At 71.7% G+C, this 20,051-nt stretch carries 14 protein-coding genes and 3 tRNA genes; 12 read left to right on the top strand and 5 right to left on the bottom strand.

The window, feature by feature from the left end:
• Positions 1-2 precede the first annotated feature (2 nt).
• The 4 genes from hrpA to ACZ4EF_RS00885 all read right to left on the bottom strand — a co-directional run bounded on the left by hrpA (position 3) and on the right by ACZ4EF_RS00885 (position 5,078).
• A complete protein-coding gene (gene hrpA / locus ACZ4EF_RS00870; RefSeq protein WP_467502043.1) occupies positions 3-3,956 on the bottom strand; it encodes an ATP-dependent RNA helicase HrpA in 3,954 nt (1,317 codons plus the stop codon).
• A 136-nt stretch (positions 3,957-4,092) separates the two neighbouring features.
• Positions 4,093-4,166, bottom strand: a tRNA-Phe gene (locus ACZ4EF_RS00875).
• Positions 4,167-4,170: 4 nt separating this feature from the next.
• Positions 4,171-4,245 (bottom strand) — tRNA-Asp (locus ACZ4EF_RS00880).
• A gap of 200 nt (positions 4,246-4,445) precedes the next feature.
• Positions 4,446-5,078: an ATP-binding protein gene (locus tag ACZ4EF_RS00885; protein ID WP_467502045.1), complete on the bottom strand. Its 633-nt coding sequence runs from the start codon at positions 5,076-5,078 to the stop codon at positions 4,446-4,448.
• Positions 5,079-5,102: 24 nt separating this feature from the next.
• Between ACZ4EF_RS00885 and ACZ4EF_RS00890 the strand changes: the two genes are divergently transcribed.
• The 9 genes from ACZ4EF_RS00890 to ACZ4EF_RS00930 all read left to right on the top strand — a co-directional run bounded on the left by ACZ4EF_RS00890 (position 5,103) and on the right by ACZ4EF_RS00930 (position 15,991).
• Complete coding sequence (locus ACZ4EF_RS00890; protein ID WP_355336173.1) at positions 5,103-5,975, top strand: helix-turn-helix domain-containing protein; 873 nt, start codon at positions 5,103-5,105, stop codon at positions 5,973-5,975.
• A gap of 4 nt (positions 5,976-5,979) precedes the next feature.
• Complete coding sequence (locus ACZ4EF_RS00895; RefSeq protein WP_355336175.1) at positions 5,980-6,210, top strand: DUF397 domain-containing protein; 231 nt, start codon at positions 5,980-5,982, stop codon at positions 6,208-6,210.
• Between the two features lie 45 nt (positions 6,211-6,255).
• Positions 6,256-7,092, top strand: a complete 837-nt coding sequence (locus ACZ4EF_RS00900; protein WP_355336177.1) for an SAM-dependent methyltransferase — start codon at positions 6,256-6,258, stop codon at positions 7,090-7,092.
• A 368-nt stretch (positions 7,093-7,460) separates the two neighbouring features.
• On the top strand, positions 7,461-8,585 hold the full coding sequence (locus ACZ4EF_RS00905; RefSeq protein ID WP_391159396.1) for a LacI family DNA-binding transcriptional regulator: 1,125 nt from the start codon (positions 7,461-7,463) through the stop codon (positions 8,583-8,585).
• Between the two features lie 288 nt (positions 8,586-8,873).
• The gene (locus ACZ4EF_RS00910) at positions 8,874-10,484 is read left to right on the top strand and encodes an FAD-dependent oxidoreductase (protein WP_355336180.1); all 1,611 of its coding nucleotides are present in this window, start codon (positions 8,874-8,876) and stop codon (positions 10,482-10,484) included.
• A 111-nt stretch (positions 10,485-10,595) separates the two neighbouring features.
• Positions 10,596-12,842, top strand: a complete 2,247-nt coding sequence (locus ACZ4EF_RS00915) for a hydantoinase/oxoprolinase family protein (RefSeq protein WP_467502049.1) — start codon at positions 10,596-10,598, stop codon at positions 12,840-12,842.
• Positions 12,839-13,570: a hypothetical protein gene (locus ACZ4EF_RS00920; protein ID WP_467502051.1), complete on the top strand. Its 732-nt coding sequence runs from the start codon at positions 12,839-12,841 to the stop codon at positions 13,568-13,570. Before ACZ4EF_RS00915 ends, ACZ4EF_RS00920 begins: the two co-directional genes overlap by 4 nt.
• A gap of 4 nt (positions 13,571-13,574) precedes the next feature.
• Complete coding sequence (locus ACZ4EF_RS00925) at positions 13,575-14,867, top strand: TRAP transporter large permease (RefSeq protein WP_467502053.1); 1,293 nt, start codon at positions 13,575-13,577, stop codon at positions 14,865-14,867.
• Between the two features lie 107 nt (positions 14,868-14,974).
• Positions 14,975-15,991: a hypothetical protein gene (locus tag ACZ4EF_RS00930; RefSeq protein ID WP_467502056.1), complete on the top strand. Its 1,017-nt coding sequence runs from the start codon at positions 14,975-14,977 to the stop codon at positions 15,989-15,991.
• A gap of 87 nt (positions 15,992-16,078) precedes the next feature.
• Here ACZ4EF_RS00930 and ACZ4EF_RS00935 read toward each other — a convergent pair.
• Positions 16,079-16,154 (bottom strand) — tRNA-Glu (locus tag ACZ4EF_RS00935).
• Positions 16,155-16,267: 113 nt separating this feature from the next.
• Between ACZ4EF_RS00935 and ACZ4EF_RS00940 the strand changes: the two genes are divergently transcribed.
• From ACZ4EF_RS00940 to ACZ4EF_RS00950, 3 genes are all read left to right on the top strand, one after another.
• Positions 16,268-16,618, top strand: coding sequence for a metallopeptidase family protein (locus ACZ4EF_RS00940; protein ID WP_355336196.1), 351 nt, complete (start codon positions 16,268-16,270; stop codon positions 16,616-16,618).
• Positions 16,619-16,827: 209 nt separating this feature from the next.
• Complete coding sequence (locus ACZ4EF_RS00945) at positions 16,828-17,382, top strand: hypothetical protein (RefSeq protein ID WP_355336197.1); 555 nt, start codon at positions 16,828-16,830, stop codon at positions 17,380-17,382.
• Between the two features lie 230 nt (positions 17,383-17,612).
• A complete protein-coding gene (locus tag ACZ4EF_RS00950) occupies positions 17,613-19,919 on the top strand; it encodes a DEAD/DEAH box helicase (RefSeq protein ID WP_467502058.1) in 2,307 nt (768 codons plus the stop codon).
• Positions 19,920-20,051: the final 132 nt, after the last annotated feature.

The following is a 20,051-nucleotide window of genomic DNA, read 5'->3' on the forward strand; positions in this document are numbered from 1 at the left end:
GGTCAGGCCCAGGCGTCGTCGAGGGCCTTGAAGACGCGTTTGTCGGAGACCGGGAACGCCGTGCCCAGCGCGTGCGCGAAGTAGCTGACGCGCAGCTCCTCGATCATCCAGCGGATGTCCCGCACCGCGGCCGGCACCGGCCGCCCGGCCGGCTGGGCGGCCAGCAGCTCGCCGTACTCGGCCTGGATCTCCCGGACCTTCTCCATCCGCGTGGTGTCCCGCTGGACCCCCGTCGGCATCTGCTGGAGGCGGCGGTCGACGCCGACCAGATACCGCATCAGGTCGGGCAGCCGCTTGAGCCCCGCCTCGGTCACGAAACCGGCGTGCACCAGGCCCGCGAGCTGCTCCCGTACGTCCTGGAGGTTGGCGACCAGCGCGAGGCTCGTGGTGTCCTTCAGACGCCGCTCGCAGGACTGCCAGGCGGCCAGCACCTGCTGGACCCGCTGGACGCTGCGCGAGGTCAGCTCGACCAGATCGGCGCGGACCGCGTCGTACAGCTTGCGGAAGGACTCCTCGTCCCACGCGGGCCCGCCGTGGTCGGCGATCAGCCGGTCGGCGGCGGCGGTCGCGCAGTCCTCGAAGAGCGCCTGCACGCTGCCGTGCGGATTGCGCGAGAGCGCCAGCTTCTGCTGGTTGGACAGCTTGTCCGCGGCGAACTTCGCCGGATTCACCGGCACGTTGAGCAGGATCAGCCGCCGTGTGCCCCGCCACATCGCCGCTGCCTGCTCCGGCTCGGTGTCGAAGAGCCGTACGGCCACGGTGGCGCCCTCGTCGACGAGCGCCGGGAACGCCTTGACGGGCTGGCCCGCGCGCCGCGCCTCGAAGGTGCGCGGCAGCGCGCCGATCGTCCAGTCGGTGAGCCCGGTGCGCTGCTGGACCGAGGCCAGCGCGGGGTCGGAGGCCGACTCGAAGGCCCTGGTGATCGCCTCCCGCGTCTTCGGCTTCAGCCGCAGCCGCAGCGCGTCCAGGTCCTTGTCCTCGGCGAGCTTGCGGCGCCGCTCGTCCACCACCCGGAAGGTGATCTTCAGATGCTCGGGCACCTTGCCGAGGTCGAAGTCCTCCCCGGTGACCGGCACCCCGACCATCTTCTGCAACTCCCGCGCCAGCACGGACGGCAGGGGGTCGGGCCCGGCGACCGCGCGCTCCAGGAACTTCTTGGCGTAGTTCGGCGCGGGGACGTAATGCCGGCGGATCGCCTTGGGCAGCGAGCGGATCAGCTCGGTGACGACCTCCTCGCGCAGGCCCGGGATCTGCCAGTCGAAGCCGTCGGCCGAGACCTGGTTGAGGACCTGGAGCGGAATGTGGACGGTGACGCCGTCGGCGTCGGCGCCCGGTTCGAACTGGTACGTGACGCGGAATTTGAGCGCGCCCTGCCGCCAGGAGTCCGGGTAGTCGTCCTTGGTGACGGCCTCCGCGTTCTCGTTGATCAGCATGGAGTGCTCGAAGTTCAGCAACTCCGGCTCTTCGCGCCGCTTCTGCTTCCACCAGGAGTCGAAGTGGGCGCCGGAGACGACGTCGTCTGGCAGCCGCGCGTCGTAGAAGTCGAAGAGCGTTTCGTCGTCCACGAGGATGTCGCGGCGCCGGGCGCGGTGCTCCAACTCCTCGACCTCGCCGAGGAGTTTGCGGTTGTCGTGGAAGAACTGGTGGTGGGTGCGCCAGTCGCCCTCGACCAGCGCGTTGCGGATGAACAGCTCGCGGGAGACCTCGGGGTCGATCCGGCCGTAGGTGACCTTGCGCTGGGCGACCAGCGGGACGCCGTAGAGGGTGACGCGCTCGTACGCCATCACGGCCGCCTGGTCCTTCTCCCAGTGCGGCTCGCTGTAGGTGCGCTTGACCAGGTGCTGGGCCAGCGGCTCCACCCACTCCGGCTCGATCCGCGCGTTGACCCGCGCCCACAGCCGGGAGGTCTCCACCAACTCGGCCGACATGATCCAGCGCGGCGGCTTCTTGAACAGCGCCGAGCCGGGGAAGACGGCGAATTTCGCGCTGCGGGCGCCCAAGTACTCGTTCTTGTCGGTGTCCTTGAGCCCCAGGTGCGACAACAGCCCCGCCAGCAACGACTGGTGGACCCGTACCGGATCGGCCGCGTCGTCCTCGGACCTGGGCTCGGTGACCGTGATGCCCAGGGACTTGGCGACCGTACGGAGCTGGCTGTAGATGTCCTGCCACTCGCGGATGCGCAGGTAGTTCAGGAACTCCGAGCGGCACATGCGGCGGAAGGCCGACGAGGACAGGTCCTTCTGCCGGTCGCGGACATAGCCCCACAGGCTGAGGAAGGACAGGAAGTCGCTGGTCTCGTCGCGGAAGCGGGCGTGCTGCTGGTCGGCCTGCGTCTGCTTGTCCGCGGGGCGTTCGCGCGGGTCCTGGATGGACAGCGCCGCCGCGATCACCATGACCTCGCGCGCGCACCCGTTGCGGTCGGCCTCCAGCACCATACGGGCGAGCCGCGGGTCCACCGGGAGCTGCGAGAGCTTGCGGCCCAGCGGGGTCAGCCGCTTGCGCGGGTCCTTCTCCTTGGGGTCCAACGCGCCCAGCTCTTCGAGGAGTTGGACACCGTCCTTGATGTTCCGGCTGTCCGGCGGGTCAATGAAGGGGAAGCGCGCGATGTCGCCGAGCCCGGCCGCCGTCATCTGGAGGATGACCGAGGCCAGGTTGGTGCGCAGGATCTCGGCGTCGGTGAACTCCGGCCGGGACAGGAAGTCGTCCTCGTCGTACAGCCGGATGCAGACGCCGTCCGACGTACGGCCGCAGCGGCCCTTGCGCTGGTTGGCGCTGGCCTGGCTGATCCGCTCGATCGGCAGCCGCTGCACCTTGGTGCGGTGGCTGTAGCGGGAGATCCGGGCCGTGCCGGGGTCGATCACGTACCGGATGCCGGGGACGGTCAGCGACGTCTCGGCGACGTTCGTGGCCAGCACGACGCGGCGCCCGCTGTGCTGCTGGAACACGCGGTGCTGCTCGGCCGACGACAGCCGCGCGTACAGCGGCAGCACCTCGGTCGAGCGCAGGTTCTTCTTGGTCAGCGCGTCCGCGGTGTCGCGGATCTCGCGCTCGCCGGAGAGGAAGACCAGGATGTCGCCCGGCCCCTCGGCCTGGAGTTCGTCGACCGCGTCGCAGATCGCGGTGATCTGGTCGCGGTCGTCGGCCCCCTCGTCACCGTCCGCGCCCTCGTCGGCCAGCGGCCGGTAGCGGACCTCCACCGGATACGTCCGGCCGCTGACCTCGACCACCGGCGCGTCCCCGAAGTGCCGGGAGAAGCGCTGCGGGTCGATCGTCGCCGAGGTGATGATCACCTTCAGGTCCGGGCGGCGCGGCAGGAGTTGGGCCAGGTAGCCGAGGATGAAGTCGATGTTGAGGCTGCGCTCGTGCGCCTCGTCGATGATGATCGTGTCGTACGCGCGCAGCTCGCGGTCGGTCTGGATCTCGGCGAGCATGATGCCGTCGGTCATCAGCTTGACCAGCGTGGAGTCGCCGACCTGGTCGGTGAAGCGGACCTTCCAGCCGACCGCCTCCCCGAGCGGTGTCGCCAGCTCCTCCGCCACGCGCTCGGCGACGGTACGGGCCGCGATCCGGCGCGGCTGGGTGTGGCCGATCAGGCCGCGCACCCCGCGGCCCAGCTCCAGGCAGATCTTCGGGATCTGCGTCGTCTTGCCCGAGCCGGTCTCGCCCGCGACGATCACCACCTGGTGGTCGCGGATCGCCGCCAGGATGTCGTCCTTCTTCTGGCTGACCGGCAGCGCCTCGGGATAGCTGATCCTCGGCACGGCGGCGCGGCGGGCCGCCAGCCTCGCCTCGCCCTTGTCCATCTCGGCGGCGATCTCGGCCAGCACCGCGGCCCGCGCCTCCGGCTTGCGGATACGGCGGGCGCCGTCGAGTCGGCGGCCGAGCCGCTGCTCGTCGCGCAAAGTCAGCGACGGCAGCCGTTCGGCGAGATCAGCGGAGGTGGGTTGGGTAGACATACGCGGTCCAGGATCGCATCTGCGGCGGGCGCGCGGCGAACGCATTTCCCGGTGGCGGTACGCACGGTGACGGTGGGGCGCATGGAGCACGGGAACGACGTAGGCCCCGTCCGGAGACGGGGCCTACGTCGTGCGGTGGCTGGGGCCGGGGTCGAACCGGCGACCTACCGCTTTTCAGGCGGTCGCTCGTACCAACTGAGCTACCCAGCCGCAGCGGTCCTGACGGGATTTGAACCCGCGGCCTCCACCTTGACAGGGTGGCGAGCACTCCAAACTGCTCCACAGGACCAAGCTTGTGCGGGATAATTCTCGCACAGGATCTCGGGTGCTCCGTACCGCTTGTCCGCCGCTGATCCGGGACCAGAAAGTGACCGCAGGATCACGCTGGGACAGGGGCACGTCGCTGAATCAGCGTAGCAGACCCCCGAGGTGGTCCTTTTCGGTGAGCGGGCGGAGCGGGCTGCCGGTGAGCAGGCGAGGGCGAGGCCGTCAGACCGTCTCGTCGCGGAACACCGCGCGCACGATCCGGCCGATGCCGTCGCGGCCCGGGGCCACTTCCCACTCGTCGCACACCGCGTCCACCAGCAGCAGCCCGCGGCCGTTGACCTCATGGGTGCCGCTCTCGCGCATCACCGGGCCCTCGCCGACGTTTCCGTGGTCCTCGACCTCGATACGGACTCGTACGCCGTCCCGCCGGACGGAACAGATGACGGTCGGGCTCGTCGTATGACGCACGGCATTGGTGACGAGTTCACTCACCAACAGAGCGGCCGTATCGCAGGCGTCCAGCCCGCATCCGCGCGCGGTCAGATATGCGCGCGCACGGCGCCGGGCCTCGGAAACCGACGCGCCGCATGCCAGCAGTTCGAATGTGCAGCCGTCGGCACGGGGGCGGGGCGTACGGGAAGCGGAGCCAATGCCGGGAGTAGTCAGACGGGAACTCACGGTATCGGTGGTAGGTGAACCCACAGCGGAGATTCCTCTCCATCGCGTGTGCGTGAACGTGGTCACCTGGCCACTATGCGCCCCGACGCGCTCAGTGGGCAAGGTTAATCTTGATAATTTCACCGAGAAGGCAATCGAGGTGTGGATATCACTGAGGGGGTGGCACACTTCTCCCATGGACTCGGTGAGAGGAGCCGGGGCGTGACCGCTGCGCAGTCGTCGGGCGGCTCGACCGTTCGGCTGATGGTGCTCGGCAGACGATTGCGCGACCTGCGGGTCGCCGCCGGGAAGTCGTTCGAGGACGCCGCCGTCGTCCTCGACGTGGCTCCTCTGACGATCCGACGCATGGAGCTGGCCAAGGGCAAGTGGAAGCTCCCCTACGTCAAGACGCTGCTGGAGGAGTACGGCGTCCCGGGCGACGAGGCCAGGACCTTCCTCGCCCTCGTCCGCGAGGCCAACCAGCCCGGCTGGTGGCACCGTTACCGGGACGCCCTGCCCACCTGGTTCAGCGGTTACGTCAGCCTGGAGGAAGAGGCCAGCCTCATCCGGGCCTACGAACCCCACTACATCCCCGGCCTGCTCCAGACCGAGGAATACGCGCTGACCGTGCTGCGGGCCGGCCTCCACGACGCGGAGGAGAAGGCCGCCCAGGAGGTCGAGCGCCGGGTCGCCGTCCGCAAACAGCGGCAGCAACTGCTCACCTCCGCGAATCCGCCCGAATTGTGGGTGGTCATGGACGAGACCGTGTTCCGCCGTCCCATGGTGCCCGCCGAGATCATGCGGGCCCAGATCGACCGCCTCATCGAAGCGGCCGAACAGCCGAACATCAAGCTTCAGGTGATGCCTTTCGGCATCTGCGCGCACGAGGGCATGTACGGGTCGTTCCACATCTTCCGATTCCCGCACGAGGAGATCTCCGACATCGTCTATGTCGAGAATCTCGTCGGCGCCGTCTATCTCGACGAGTACGACGATGTCACGACGTTCCAGGAAGCCCTGGACCGTATGTGCGCCCACGCCCTGCCAGTACAACGCACCGGAGAATTCCTCGGTGCCATTCGCAAGGAGCTCTAGGCCAGTGAATCGCATACACAACGCTGTTCTCACGCTGGGAGCGGAAGGCTGGCACAAGCCGTGGAGCGGGAGCAACGGCGGCAGTTGCGTGGAGGTCCGCAGGCTTCCCGACGGCCGTTACGCGGTCCGCCAGTCCACTGATCCGGAAGGTCCCGCGCTGATCTTCACGCAGATCGAACTCGACGTCTTCTCCCAGGGCTGGGAGGCTGGACAGGCCAGCCTCCCGGTTTCCTGACGCTCATCACTTACTTAACGCAGGCGTACTCAGGAGGAACAGCGGATGCCCGACGACATGGCCTGGACGCGGCGGCCTGCGAACTACGAGCCGCCCGAGATCGACACGAGCGTCGCGCACTCGGCACGCGTGTACGACTACATTCTCGGCGGCAAGGACAACTACCCGCTGGACCGCGAGGCCGCCGAGCAGATGCTGAGCGGCTGGCCCAGTCTGCGGATATCGATGCGTGAGAACCGTAAATTCATGCACCGGGCCGTCCGCTTCATGGCCGAGCAGGGCATCGACCAGTTCCTTGACATCGGCACCGGCATTCCGACCTCGCCGAATCTCCACGAGGTCGCGCAGGGCGTCACCCCGAGCGCGCGCGTGGTCTACATGGACAACGACCCGATCGTGCTGGCCCACGCGGGCGCCCGGCTGACCAGCACGCCCGAGGGCCGTACCGCCTACATCCACGCGGACATGAAGGACCCGGCGGCGATCCTGGGCTCGGCCGAGCTGGCCGAGACCCTGGACCTGTCCCGGCCGGTCGCCCTGTCGATCATCGCCGTGCTCCAGTTCGTCACGGACGACCAGAAGGCGTACGACCTGGTCAAGCAGTACGTGGACATCCTGCCGTCCGGCAGCTACCTGGCGATCTCCACGGTCACCACCGACTCCAGCCCGAAGCCGATCGGGGGTGTCGTCGCCGAGTACACCAAGCGCGGCATGCCCGCCCGCAACCGGACCCACGCCGAGGTGCTGCCCTTCTTCGCGGGCCTCGACCTGGTCGAGCCCGGTGTCACCCTCGTCCACAACTGGCGCCCGGACCCGGCCGCCGAGGGCACGGTCGACGACTCGCAGGTCGCGATGTACGGGGGAGTGGCGTACAAGCCGTAACGGCTCGTACGTCCTCGACTCGTACGTCCTCGACTCGTACGTCCTTGGCTCGTACGTCCTCGGCCGGTGCAGGTTCCCGCGCCGATACCCTCCCGCGCCGATACGTTCCGCGCGGATGTGTCCCGCCCGGCCGCTCCCTGAGCGGCCGGGGGGACGGTGACGCCGACGGCCGCCGATGAGGCGCCGCGGCCCAAGCGGGACAAGGTTTCCCGCCACCCAAGACGGCGCTTCCGACGATAACCACAGGTCGGCGGGGCGCGCGGGCGTGGCCGGAAAATGCGGTCCATCCTCTTGACGTGACGCGTGGCAAGGTCCACAGTGCTCGTTAATGCGCATTACTAATGCGCATTAACGAAGGAGGAGCACAGGTGGACGAACCCAGGAAGCGATCCCGGCCGGGCCGGGCGCCCTCGCCGACCGGGCGCACGTCACGGCCGCGCCAGGCGGAGGTCGCGCGGCTCGCGGGCGTCTCGCAGGCCACGGTCTCGCTGGTGCTCGGCGGCAAGCGGGAGGGTGTCGCGATCTCGGAGGAGACCCGGCGCAAGGTGCTCGACGCCGCGCGCAGCCTCGGATACGTCCCCGACCCGGCCGCCCGCAGGCTGGCCGCCGCCCGCAACGACCTGCTGGGCGTCTTCAGCTTCACCGCGACCTTCCCCACCGACGTGCAGCACTCGTACTACCCGTTCCTGGTGGGCGTCGAGCAGGAGGCCGCCGCGCGCGGCTACGACCTGGTGCTCTTCACCGGCTCCAGTTCCGGCGGCGCGGGGGCCGCCGGACCCGAGGCGCTGAGCCGGGTCCGGCTGGCGGACGGCTGTCTCTTCCTCGGCCGTCACGCGCCCGCGCAGGAGCTGAGCCGCCTGGTCGGCGACGGCTTCCCCGTGGTCCACATCGGCCGCAGGGACGAGCTGGAGGGCCTGCCCTGGGTCGGCGCGGACTACGTCAACGCCACCCGTGAGGTCGTGGCCCGGCTCGCGGAGCTCGGCCACCGCCGGATCGTGCTCGTACGCGAGGACGACGAGGCGCCCGCGTCGACCGACCGTGAACACGGCTTCCTCAAGGGCCTGGAGGCGGCCGGGCTGCCCGGCGGCCCCGCGGCCGTCTTCCGCTCGGCGGCGCCCGAGCGCGAGCTGACGCCCGAGCGGCTGCGCGGCTGGCTCGCCGAGGGCGTCACCGCGTTCGTCGCCGAGGAGACCGACACCGGCAGCGCGTGGCGGGCCCTGCGCGGCGCCGCCCGCGCCGCCGGGATCGAGGCCCCGCGCGACGCCTCGCTCGCCCTGCTCGGCAGCCCGCCGCCCGACCTCGCGGGCGAGCCGGTGCCCACCGGATTCGACATCCCCCGGCCGGAGTTGGGCGCCGCGGCCGTCCGCATGCTGGCCGCCCTCGTGGCGGGCGAGGACATCGCGGCGGCCACCGAGCCGCTGGTGGCCTGCCCCTTCCGGCCGGGCGCCAGCGCGGGACCGCCTCCGGCGCGTCCCCGGGACCCACGCCCATGACCCCCCACCGGCCCTGCCCGCCGCCCGCGAGCCCACGCGCCGGGGAGCCGGTGCTCGGCGGCCTGCTCGCCGTGGGCCCACGCCCCGGAGGGCCGGGGCCTTTGGGGGCGGAGCCCTTAACGGGCGGGGGCCCCGCGGCCGGTCGGCGTCAGGGCACGTGGCCGTAGGGCGTCCTCGGCGAACCGGACGCCGGAGGGACCGGGGTACCGGGCAGAGCCGTCATCCGACGCACCGCGCAATCTTTCGACAGCACCGCCGCAGGCGGTACGCACCACCTCAAGGAGACTCGTGAAACCCGGACCGGACATTCTCATCGTCGGCGGCGGCCTCGGCGGCGTGGCGGCGGCACTCGCCGCGTGCCGCGCCGGGCGCGGCGTCGTACTGACCGAGGAGACCGACTGGATCGGCGGCCAGCTCACCTCGCAGGCCGTCCCGCCGGACGAGCACCCGTGGGTGGAACAGTTCGGCACCACCGCCTCGTACCGCCACCTGCGGGAATCCATCAGGTCGTACTACCGCCAGTGGTACCCGATGCGCTCGGAGGCGCTGGCCCTCACCGAGCTGAACCCCGGCGCCGGACGGGTCAGCAAGCTCTGCCACGAGCCGCGCGTCGGCCTCGCCGTGCTGGAGTCGATGCTCGCGCCGCACCTCGCGTCCGGCCGCCTCACGCTGCTGACCGAGCACCGCCCGGTCGCGGCGGCGGCCGAGGACGACACCGTACGGTCCGTCACGGTGGAGAGCCTGCGCGACGGCAGCCGCCGCACCATCGCGGCGCGGTACGTGATCGACGCGACCGAGACCGGCGAACTGCTGGAGCTGGCCGGTGTCGAACACGCCGTCGGCGCCGAGTCGCGCGACGAATTCGGCGAGCCGCACGCCCCGGAGACCGCCGACCCGCTCAACCAGCAGGGCATCACGGTGTGCTTCGCGCTCTCGCACCACGAGGGCGAGGACCACACCATCGACAAGCCCGCCGACTACGAGTTCTGGCGGGACTACCGCCCCGACTTCTGGCCGGGCCCGCTGCTCGGCTTCCTCGCCCCCGACCCGCGCACGCTCGAAGCGGTGCCGCGCACCTTCGTCCCCAACCCCGACCTCGACCCGCTCGACGTCAACGCCGACCAGTCGGAGGACGCGGGCGACAAGGAGCTGTGGGGCTTCCGCCGCATTCTGGCCCGCCGGTTGCACCGGCCCGGCGCCTTCGACTCCGACATCACGCTCGTCAACTGGCCGCTCAACGACTACTGGCTCAAGCCGCTGATCGGCGCGGGCCCCGAGACCTCGGCCCAGGCCGTGGCCGAGGCGCGGCAGCTGTCGCTGTCCGTCCTGTACTGGCTCCAGACCGAGGCGCCGCGCGCCGACGGCGGCAAGGGCTTCCCCGGCCTCAGGCTCCGCCCCGACATCACCGGCACCGCGGACGGCCTGGCCAAGGCGCCGTACGTCCGCGAGTCCCGCCGGATCAAGGCCGTCACCACCATCACCGAGCAGGACCTCGCGATCGACCTCGTCGGCCCGCACGGCGGCACCACGTACCGCGACTCGGTCGGCGTCGGCGGCTACCGCATCGACCTGCACCCGTCCACCGGAGGTGACAACTACATCGACATCGGCTCCGTGCCGTTCGAGATCCCGCTCGGCGCGCTCATCCCGCGCAGGGTCCGCAATCTGCTGCCCGCGGGCAAGAACATCGGCACCACCCACATCACCAACGGCTGCTACCGGCTGCACCCGGTGGAGTGGAACATCGGCGAGGTCGCCGGTGCCCTCGCCGCCCACTGCCTCGCCGAAGGCGTGGAACCGCACCGGGTCCAGGCCGAGGACAAGCGGTTCGACGCGTTCGCCGCCGTGCTCGACCGCGCCGGGATCCAGCGCCACTGGCCCGACGTGCGCGGCTACTGAGCGGGACCTGCCGCCCCCAAGGGAGAACGGCCGGACGGAAGCAGCTCCACCTGCCCCGCCCGGCCCACCGCCCGCGTATTCGCCAACACTGCACAAGGAGGTGCCCAGACCATGACCACCCACCGTATCCGCGTCGGCATCGACGTGGGCGGGACCTTCACCGACGCCGTGGCCGTAGACGCCGCGACCCTCGAACTCCGGGGGCAGGTGAAAGTGCCCACCAGCCACCACCACGAGGACGGCGTAGCCCACGGCATCGTCGAAGCGCTCGACCGCCTGCTGGAGCAGACCGGGAACGCCCCTGAGGACGTCGCCTTCCTGGCCCACGGTACGACCCAGGCTACCAACGCCCTCCTGGAGGGTGACGTCGCCACCGTCGGCCTGATCGGCATCGGTACGGGTCCGGGGGCCGCGTTCACCCGTCGGCTCGCGTCCTTCCGCAACCTCGAACTCACCCCCGGCAAGCGGCTCCCGCTGCACTACGTCCATGTCGCCGACCCCGACGACGCGGCCGATGTGCGCAGGGCCGTCGACGAGGTCGTACGGGAAGGCGCCGAAGTCCTCGTCGCCAGCCAGCCGTTCAGCGTCGACCGCCCCGAGGGCGAGGAGGCCGTGCTCGAAGCGGCCCGCGGCAAGGGCCTGCCGATGACGGCGGCCCACGGGATCACCTCGCTGTACGGGCTCCAGAAGCGGACCCGTACCGCCGTGGTCAACGCCGCGATCCTGCCGCGCATGCTCGCCACCGCCGACCTGGTCGACGCGGCCATCACCAAGGCGGGCGTCACGGCCCCGCTCATGGTGATGCGCTGCGACGGCGGCGTGATGTCGCTGGACGAGATGCGGCGCAGGCCGCTGCTGACCGTCCTGTCGGGACCCGCGGCCGGCGTCGCGGGCGCCCTGATGCAGGAGCGGATCAGCGAGGGCCTGTTCCTGGAGACCGGCGGCACCTCGACCGACATCAGCGTCGTACGGCGCGGCAAGGTCGCCGTCCGGCACGCCACGATCCTCGGCAAGACGTCCTATCTGTCCGCGCTCGACGTGCGGACGGTCGGCGTCGGCGGCGGGTCCATGGTCAGGATCAGCGGCGGCACGGGCGGCACGGGCGGCACGGGCGGCACGGGCGGCACGGGCGGCACGGGCGGGACGGGCGGGACGGGCGGTACGGGCAGGACCGGCGGCTCTGGCGGCTCCGGCGGCTCCGGCCGGAAGGTCACCGCGGTCGGACCGCGCAGCGCCCACATCGCGGGCCTGCCGTACGCCTGCTTCGCCGACCCCGACGACCTGCGCGACGCCGCGCTCGCCACGGTCAGCCCGCTCGCCGACGACCCCGCCGACTACGCGGTCCTCGACGCCGCGGGCGGCCGGTTCGCGATCACCATGACCTGCGCGGCCAACGCGCTCGGCCGGGTCCCCGAGGGCGACTTCGCCCGCTCGGACCAGGAGACGGCCAAGGCCGCGCTGGCGCCGCTGGCCGCCGCGCTCGGCGTGGACGTCGCCACCGCCGCGACCCAGGTGCTCGACGCCGGTACGGCCCAGGTGAAGGCCGTGGTCGACACCCTGATCTCCGAGTACCGCCTGGACAAGGACAACGCCGTCCTGGTCGGCGGGGGCGGCGGCGCCGCGTCCGTGACACCGCACCTGGCCGTCGTCTGCGAGCGCGAGGGCAGGATCGCCGCCCACAGCGAGGTCATCAGCCCCATCGGGGTCGCCCTCGCGCTGGTCCGCGAGCAGATCGAGCGGATCATCCCGGGCGCCGGACAGGAACAGATCCTGGCCGTACGGGCCGAGGCGGAACGCGCGGTCGTCGCCCAGGGCGCCGCCGCCGACGGCGTCGAGGTCGAGGTCACCGTCGACCCGCAGACCAGCACCGTACGCGCGGTCGCCACCGGCGCCACCGAACTGCGTACCCAGGACCGGGCCCACCGCGCCGACGACGGGGAACGGCTGCGCGCCGCCGCCGCCAGCCTCAAGGCCGACCCCGCCGAGGTGCGGGTGCTCGCGGGCACGCCCTCGCACACCGTGTACGGCACGGAGCTGCGCCGCCGGTACCGCGCCACCCGCCACCCCGTGCGGGTCGTGGACGCCGACGGAGTCGTCCGGCTGCACTCGCCCGACGCCCGCGTCGAGACCACCACGGCGGGCGCCGCGCCCCAAGTCCTCGCCACGCTCGTGGACGAGGTCACCTCGTACGGCGACGGCGGGGTCCGCGCGCCCGCGCTGCGGCTGCTCATCGGGTCCCGGATCTCCGACCTGTCGGGCGTCGTGGAACCGCAGTCGCTGCTCGCGCTCGCCCGCAGCGAACTGAGCAGCCGCGCCGCCGACGAGCCGGTGGTGGCCGTTGTGGAGGCACGGACATGACGGCATCCGTCCTGACCCGTACGCCCGACCTGGCCGCGCTGCGCCGCCTCGCCGACCTGGACGACGTCGAGTTCGGCGTGCGGCTGCTCGCGGGCACCCCGACCCACGAGGGCCGCGACCCCGCGCTGCTGCGTCAATGGGCCCGCGCGGCGGCCGAGTTCGGTGCCGCGCTCGCACCCGTCGCGTGCGCGGCGGACGTCGTGGAGAGCGACGGCGGCCTGGAAATGGGCCTGTTGGCGCGCTACACCTCGCGGCCCGACGCCATCGAGCTGTTCACCGACACGATCGCGGCGGCCGACGGCCTCGCGGAGCGGCTCGGCTGGCGCGACTGGTACCCGGCCGGTTCCGTCCGCGCCGCGGCCGTCGCCCACGAGGCCGCGCACGCGCGGCTCCACCACGGCCCGGCCAAGGCCGAGTTGAGGCGCGCGCTCGGCCATGTCGTGCTGCGGCTCGGCAGCCGCCGCTGGTACGGGCACGTCGCCGGCGCCGACGAGATCGCGGCGCACGCGTACGCCCGTACGGTCTGCGGTCTCGGCCGCAGTCCGCTGCTCCTGACGGCGGCGCTCGCCGAGTGGGTGACCGCGTCGCCGCAGACACGCGCCCCTGTGGCGACCACCCCGCAATCACGTACCCCGCAAACACGTACCCCGCAAACACGGACCCCGCGGAGACGTACCCCGCAAACACGGACCCCGCGGAGACGCACACCGCACGGAAGAGAGAAGTGACGCCATGGGTGTCGTCATTCTGCTGATCATGGCGGCGGGTGTCGCCGCGATGCTCACCCGCAAGCTCCCCACGGCCTTCGCACTCATCCTGCTGGCCGTCGCCATCGCCCTGGTCTCCGGGGCGCCGCTGACCGGCAAGAACAGCGTGCTGGACACGGTGCTCCAGGAGGGCGCCCCGGCGCTGGCCGCCACCATGATCGCGATCCTGCTCGGGTCGTGGCTCGGCAAGCTGCTGGACGAGACGGGCATCGCGGGCACCCTCGTCCGCAAGATCGTCGAATTCGGCGGCGACCGGCCCGTGGTGGTCGCGCTCGGCGTGCTGGCCGTCTCCACGCTGGTCGGCACGGTCACCGGCTCGGCGCCCGCCGCGATGCTCGCGGGCATCATCGGCATCCCCGCGATGATCGCCGTCGGCATCCCCAAGGCCACCGCCGCGGGCACGATCCTGATGGGCATCGCCGCCGGCATGCCGTTCGAACTGCCCGTCTGGCAGTTCTTCTCCACAGCGCTCGAACTGCCCGTGCACACCGTGCGCGGCTTCATGATCAAGCTGTTCCCGTTCGCGCTGGTCGCGGCGGTCCTCTTCGTCCTGATCGAGAACCGCCGCAAGGGCGTCGAGCACTCCTGGTCCCTCAAGTCGGTGGCCGAGCGGCCCGGGCCGAACTCCGGCACGCGCCGCAAGCAGCTCGGCGACGCGCCCTGGTACGCGCTGTTCACCCCCGCCGTGCCGCTGATCCTCGCGCTCGGCTTCGACATCGCGATCATCCCGTCGCTGCTGGCGGGCGTGCTCTACGCCCTGGCCACCACCACCCGGCCGCGCGAGATGAACAAGCGGCTGCTGCGTACGCTCTACGCCGGATTCGAGGTCGCGGCGCCGCCGATCACGCTCTTCATCTCCATCGGCATCCTGCTGGCGGCGGTGAAACTGCCCGGCGCGGTCGACGCGCTCGAACCGCTCGTGAAGGCCGTCAGCCCGCAGAACGCCGTGCTGTTCGTCCTGGTCTTCACCGTGCTCGTGCCGCTGTGCCTCTACCGCGGGCCGCTGAACGTGTTCGGTCTCGGCGCGGGCATCGCCGGGGTCCTGATCGCCGCGGGCGTGTATCCGGCGATCGCCGTCCTCGGCCTGACCACCTCGTACAACCAGGTCTTCGGCGTCGCCGACCCGACCAGTACGCAGACGGTCTGGGCCGCTCAGTACGCGGGCGTCACCCCGCAGACGGTGATGGTCCGCACGCTGCCGTACGTCTGGTGCGTCGCGCTCGGCGGCTTCTGCGTCACGGCCGTGCAGTACCTCTGAGCGGCTCGTCCGCGTTCCTTCGTACGTCCCGTACTTCCCGCTTCCCGCACTGCCCCTACTTCCCGCACTTCTGCCCTTTCCGACATCCCTCCGGGACGGAGTTCCCCATGTCAGAGCAGCAGAACCCGCAGAGTCCGAGCCGTCGCGTCATCCTGCGCGGGGCCGTCGCCACCTCCGCCGCCCTCGCCGTGGGCACGACGGCGGGCACGGCGACGGCCTCGGCCGCCACCCCCGGCGGATTCCCCGACTACCGTTACGTCAAGACCCTTCTGACGCCGTCTCAGCTCGCGTACAACCCGACCGGCGAGATCATCTTCCCGTGCATACGCGGCACGGTCGGCCGCCTCACCGCGCCGCTCGGCCGCTACTACCTCTACTACGCGCCGCACGACGCCCCCGGCGGCGTCTGCCTCGCCTATGGCGACCACATCGAGGGCCCGTTCACGGAGTACGCGGGCAACCCGGTCGTCTCCCGCACGTGGTCGCCCCACTACTCGGTCAGCCATGTCTCGTCGCCGCACGTCATATGGGTCGAGGGCGCCAAGGAGATGTGGCTCTACTTCCACGGCGAGAACACCACGACCCGGCTCGCCCGGTCCAAGGACGGCATCCACTTCACGTACGACAAGGTGGTCCTGTCGACCTCGATGCTGCCGTCCGGCACCACCGAGACCTCCTACGCCCGGGTCTTCGCCCACGAACTCCCCGCGAAGAACGCCCACTTCGTCATGCTGTTCATGCTGAACAACACCACCAACCACCGTGACATCGGCTGGGGCTGGTCGGCGGACGCCCGCAACTGGACCTTCTCCCAGACGCCCCTCATCCGCCACACCGACGTCGGCGCGGGCGACGTCGGCGGCCCCCACCTGCTCACCCGCGACGGCAGCGCGTACGTCACCTACAACAAGGACAAGGCGCACGGCGGCGACCTGATGATCACCGAGGTCGGCAACGACTTCAGCCTCCGCAAGCACCTCGGCGTCTTCTTCAACTCCTCCGACGGAGCCCCCGACAACGGCCGCAGCGCCGCCCCCAGCTTCGGCACCGAGAACGGCGTCCCCTACATGGTCTACGAGTCCGGCGAACGCCTGGCCGGCAAAATCGCCGTAGCCCGCGGCTGACCCCCGCCCCTCACCCGCCCCCACCCCGAACCGAGCCCGGCCCCGACGCACATCGCGCCGGGGCCGGACTCGTCGGACCGAGATCTGTGGTGCCCCCAACGGGATTCGAACCCGTGCTACCGCCTTGAAAGGGCGGCGTCCTGGGCCACTAGACGATGAGGGCTGGATGGCCGACCGTGGGCGCCGAGGCGCACGTCGGGGACGGGTGCAGCATATGGGATGGGCCGGGGGTTCGCCAAAACGCTTTTCGCGGCGGGGTGGCGGACAATGGGCAGCGTGCTGGAGATGACGCGTGAGGAGTTCGAAGAGCTGGTCGGGGAGGCGCTCGACCGGATTCCCGGCGAGCTGACCCGGCTGATGGACAACGTGGCGGTCTTCGTGGAGGACGAGCCCGCGCCGGGGGAGCCGGACCTGCTCGGGCTGTACGAGGGGACGCCGCTGACCGAGCGCGGCGAGTGGTACGCCGGGGTGCTGCCGGACCGGATCACCGTCTACCGGGGCCCGACGCTGCGGATGTGCGCCACGCGCGAGGAGGTCGTCGCCGAGACGGAGGTGACCGTCGTGCACGAGATCGCCCACCACTTCGGCATCGACGACGAGCGGCTGCACGCCCTGGGGTACGGATGACGGTTTCGGGGGCCCTTTCGCGCTGACGGCCGCGGGCGGCGGCCCGGCTGCGCGCCACGGGTGACGCCAGGGACGCGGGGCGTGTCCTGGCGGGAGGCGCGGCGTTGGACACGGCGATCCGACCGCCGACCGGTGCGTACGGACGTGCGGCGGTACGACGACCGTACGACCGTACGCGTCCGCCTGTACCGAGCCCGAGGTGCGTACACGTGCTCCCTGCCCCAGACCGCCCCCGCGACCCCCGCCGCGACCGGGCCCGAGCCGTCCGTACGGGGCTGCGGTCCGCCGTCCTCGTCACGCTGGTGGCCGCCGGGGTCGCGGCGTGCGTGAGCGCGGGGAGCGAGTCCGACCCCAAGGCGCCGAAGCACGCGCCCGGCGTGAGCGCGGGGACCGTCGCGGACGGTTCGCGGGTCCCGCAGGGCGCGGGCGACCCGCACCGCGGCGGCGGCCCGATGTCCCCGTCCCCGTCCGTCACCGGTACGGCCTCGCCCGGCGACACGCGGGCCCCCGCGACGGCCCGGGCGGGCGGCGCGGGCGGCGGCCCGGCAGGACCCGGCGGCGTACCGACCGCCTCCGACGGCACCTCGGCGCCGCAGCCGACCGCCCAGCCCTCGCCGACGGCCTCCCAGCCGACCGGCCAGCCGACGACGGACGCGCCGACCGCGCCGCCGACCACCGACCCGCCGACCGCCAGCCCCAGCTCCGACCCCAGCGGGTCGCCCGACCCGAGCGCCGAACGGCGCGGGGACCGCCGCGACCGCTGACCGCATCGTGGCGGTATCGCCGCTGGTCAGCGCCCCGTCCGAAAGGCGATTGGCAAAGGCGCCGGCAGATGCGTATGCTGGTAGATCGTTTGATCCCACTGCCTGGCGCCTGATCCGATGTGCGCCGCGTGGCGCGTTCCTTTTCTCCTGTGGCTGACCGCATCGAGGCGGTTGTAAGCAACCTACGGAGCTGGCGCGTGCCGTAAGTCTCCGAGAGGTTTAGCTTCAGCATGTCCATTGACAGTGCCGACCGTTCCGTCATGCCCGAGAACGACGAGATCCTCGCCGTAGCGGACGTGGTGGACATCACCACCGCCGACACCGCAGAGAACACCGACATCACCGACATCACCGGCGCCGACGACGCGACCGACGTCCTCGACACCGGCATCACCACCGGCATCACCGACGTCATCGACGCGGACACCGAGGCCGACGCCGAGGACGACACCGACGCCGAGCCCACCGTGACCTTCGCCGACCTCGGCCTCGCCGACGGCATCGTCCGCAAGCTCGCGCAGAACGGCGTCACCACCCCCTTCCCGATCCAGGCCGCGACCATCCCGGACGCGCTGGCGGGCCGGGACATCCTGGGCCGCGGCCGTACCGGCTCCGGCAAGACGCTCTCCTTCGGCCTGCCGCTGCTGACCCTGCTGTCCGGCGGCCACACCGAGCGCAAGCGCCCGCGCGGCGTCATCCTCACCCCGACCCGCGAGCTGGCCATGCAGGTGGCCGACGCGCTCCAGCCGTACGGCGATGTCCTCGGCCTGAAGATGAAGGTCGTCTGCGGCGGCACGTCCATGCAGAACCAGATCTACGCGCTGGACCGCGGCGTCGACGTCCTCGTCGCCACCCCCGGCCGGCTGCGCGACCTGATCAACCGCGGCTCCGCCGTGCTCGACCAGGTGCAGATCGCGGTCCTCGACGAGGCCGACCAGATGGCCGACATGGGCTTCCTGCCCGAGGTCACCGAGATCCTCGACCTCATCCCGGCGGGCGGCCAGCGCCTGCTGTTCTCCGCGACGCTGGAGAACGAGATCGACAGCCTCGTCCGGCGCTACCTGGTCGACCCGGTCACCCACGAGGTGGACGCCGCCCAGGGCGCCGTCACCACCATGAGCCACCACGTGCTCGTCGTGAAGCCGAAGGACAAGGCGCCGGTCACCGCCGCCATCGCCGCCCGCAAGGGCCGCACGATCATCTTCGTCCGCACCCAGATGGGCGCCGACCGCGTCGCCGAGCAGCTCATCGAGGCCGGTGTCCGGGCCGACGCGCTGCACGGCGGCATGACCCAGGGCGCCCGTACCCGCACCCTTGAGGACTTCAAGGCCGGTCAGGTCAACGTCCTGGTCGCCACCGACGTCGCCGCCCGCGGCATCCACGTCGACGGCATCGGCCTGGTGCTCAACGTCGACCCGGCCGCCGACCACAAGGACTACCTGCACCGCTCGGGCCGTACCGCCCGCGCGGGCGAGTCCGGCACGGTCGTCTCGCTCGCCCTGCCGCACCAGCGCAAGCAGATCTTCCGGCTGATGGAGGACGCGGGCGTCGACGCCTCGCGCCACATCATCGGCGGCGCGGGCGTCTTCGACGAGGACGTCGCCAAGATCACCGGCGCGCGCTCGCTGACCGACGTCCAGGCCGACGCCGTACAGAACGCCGCTCTCCAGGCGGAGCGCGAAGTCGCCGACGTCACGCGTCAGTTGGAGCGGCTCCAGCGCCGCGCGACCGAACTGCGCGAGGAGGCCGACCGCCTCACCGCCCGTTCGGCCCGCGAGCGCGGCGAGGACCCGGAGGAGGCGGTGGCCGCCAAGGCCGCCGAACTCGCCGCCGAGGCCGCCGCGTTGGCCGCCGCCGCCCCGGCCCCCGTGCCGGAGCAGCGCGAGGACCGCCGCGACGACCGCGGCAACTTCGACCGCCGCAACGACCGTTCGTCCTACGGCAACCGCGACTCCCGTCCCTCGTACGGCAACCGTGACGACCGTCGCGACAGCCGCCCGTCGTACGGCAACCGTGACGACCGCCCCTCGTACGGCAACCGCGACGAGCGCCGTGACAGCCGCCCGTCGTACGGCAACCGCGACGGCAACCGCGACTCCCGCCCGTCGTACGGCAACCGCGACGGCAACCGCGACGACCGCCGTGACAGCCGTCCGTCCTACGGCAACCGTGACGACCGCCGCGGCGACGACCGCCGTGACTCCCGCCCCTCGTACGGCGAGCGCAGCGGCCGTCCGTCCACCCCGTACACCAGTCGCGACAGCCGCGACTCGCGTCCCTCGTACGGCAACCGTGACGACCGCCGTCCCGCGTACAACAGCCGCGACGACCGCGACCGCCCCTTCAACCGCGACCGCCGCGACAGCAGCCGTCCGTCCACGTCGTCCTCGTACGACCGCCGCGACAGCCGCCCCTCCTACGGCGACCGCGACTCGCGTCCCTCGTACGGCAACCGTGACGACCGCCGCGCCCCCGGCGCCGCCCCGGCCGCCGGCTCCTCCTACGACCGCAAGCCCCGCTGGAAGCGCAACGGCTGACCGCTGACCGCTCAGCCGCAGAACGGGCCCGGGGGGGGGGGGGGGGTGGGGGGGGGGGGGGGGGGTGGCGGGGGGGGGGGGGGGGGGGGGGGGGGTTTTCGTTGAGGGGCGGGGTTAGGGGGGCGGGGGGGG

This window comes from Streptomyces sp. NPDC025721 (assembly GCF_055558595.1).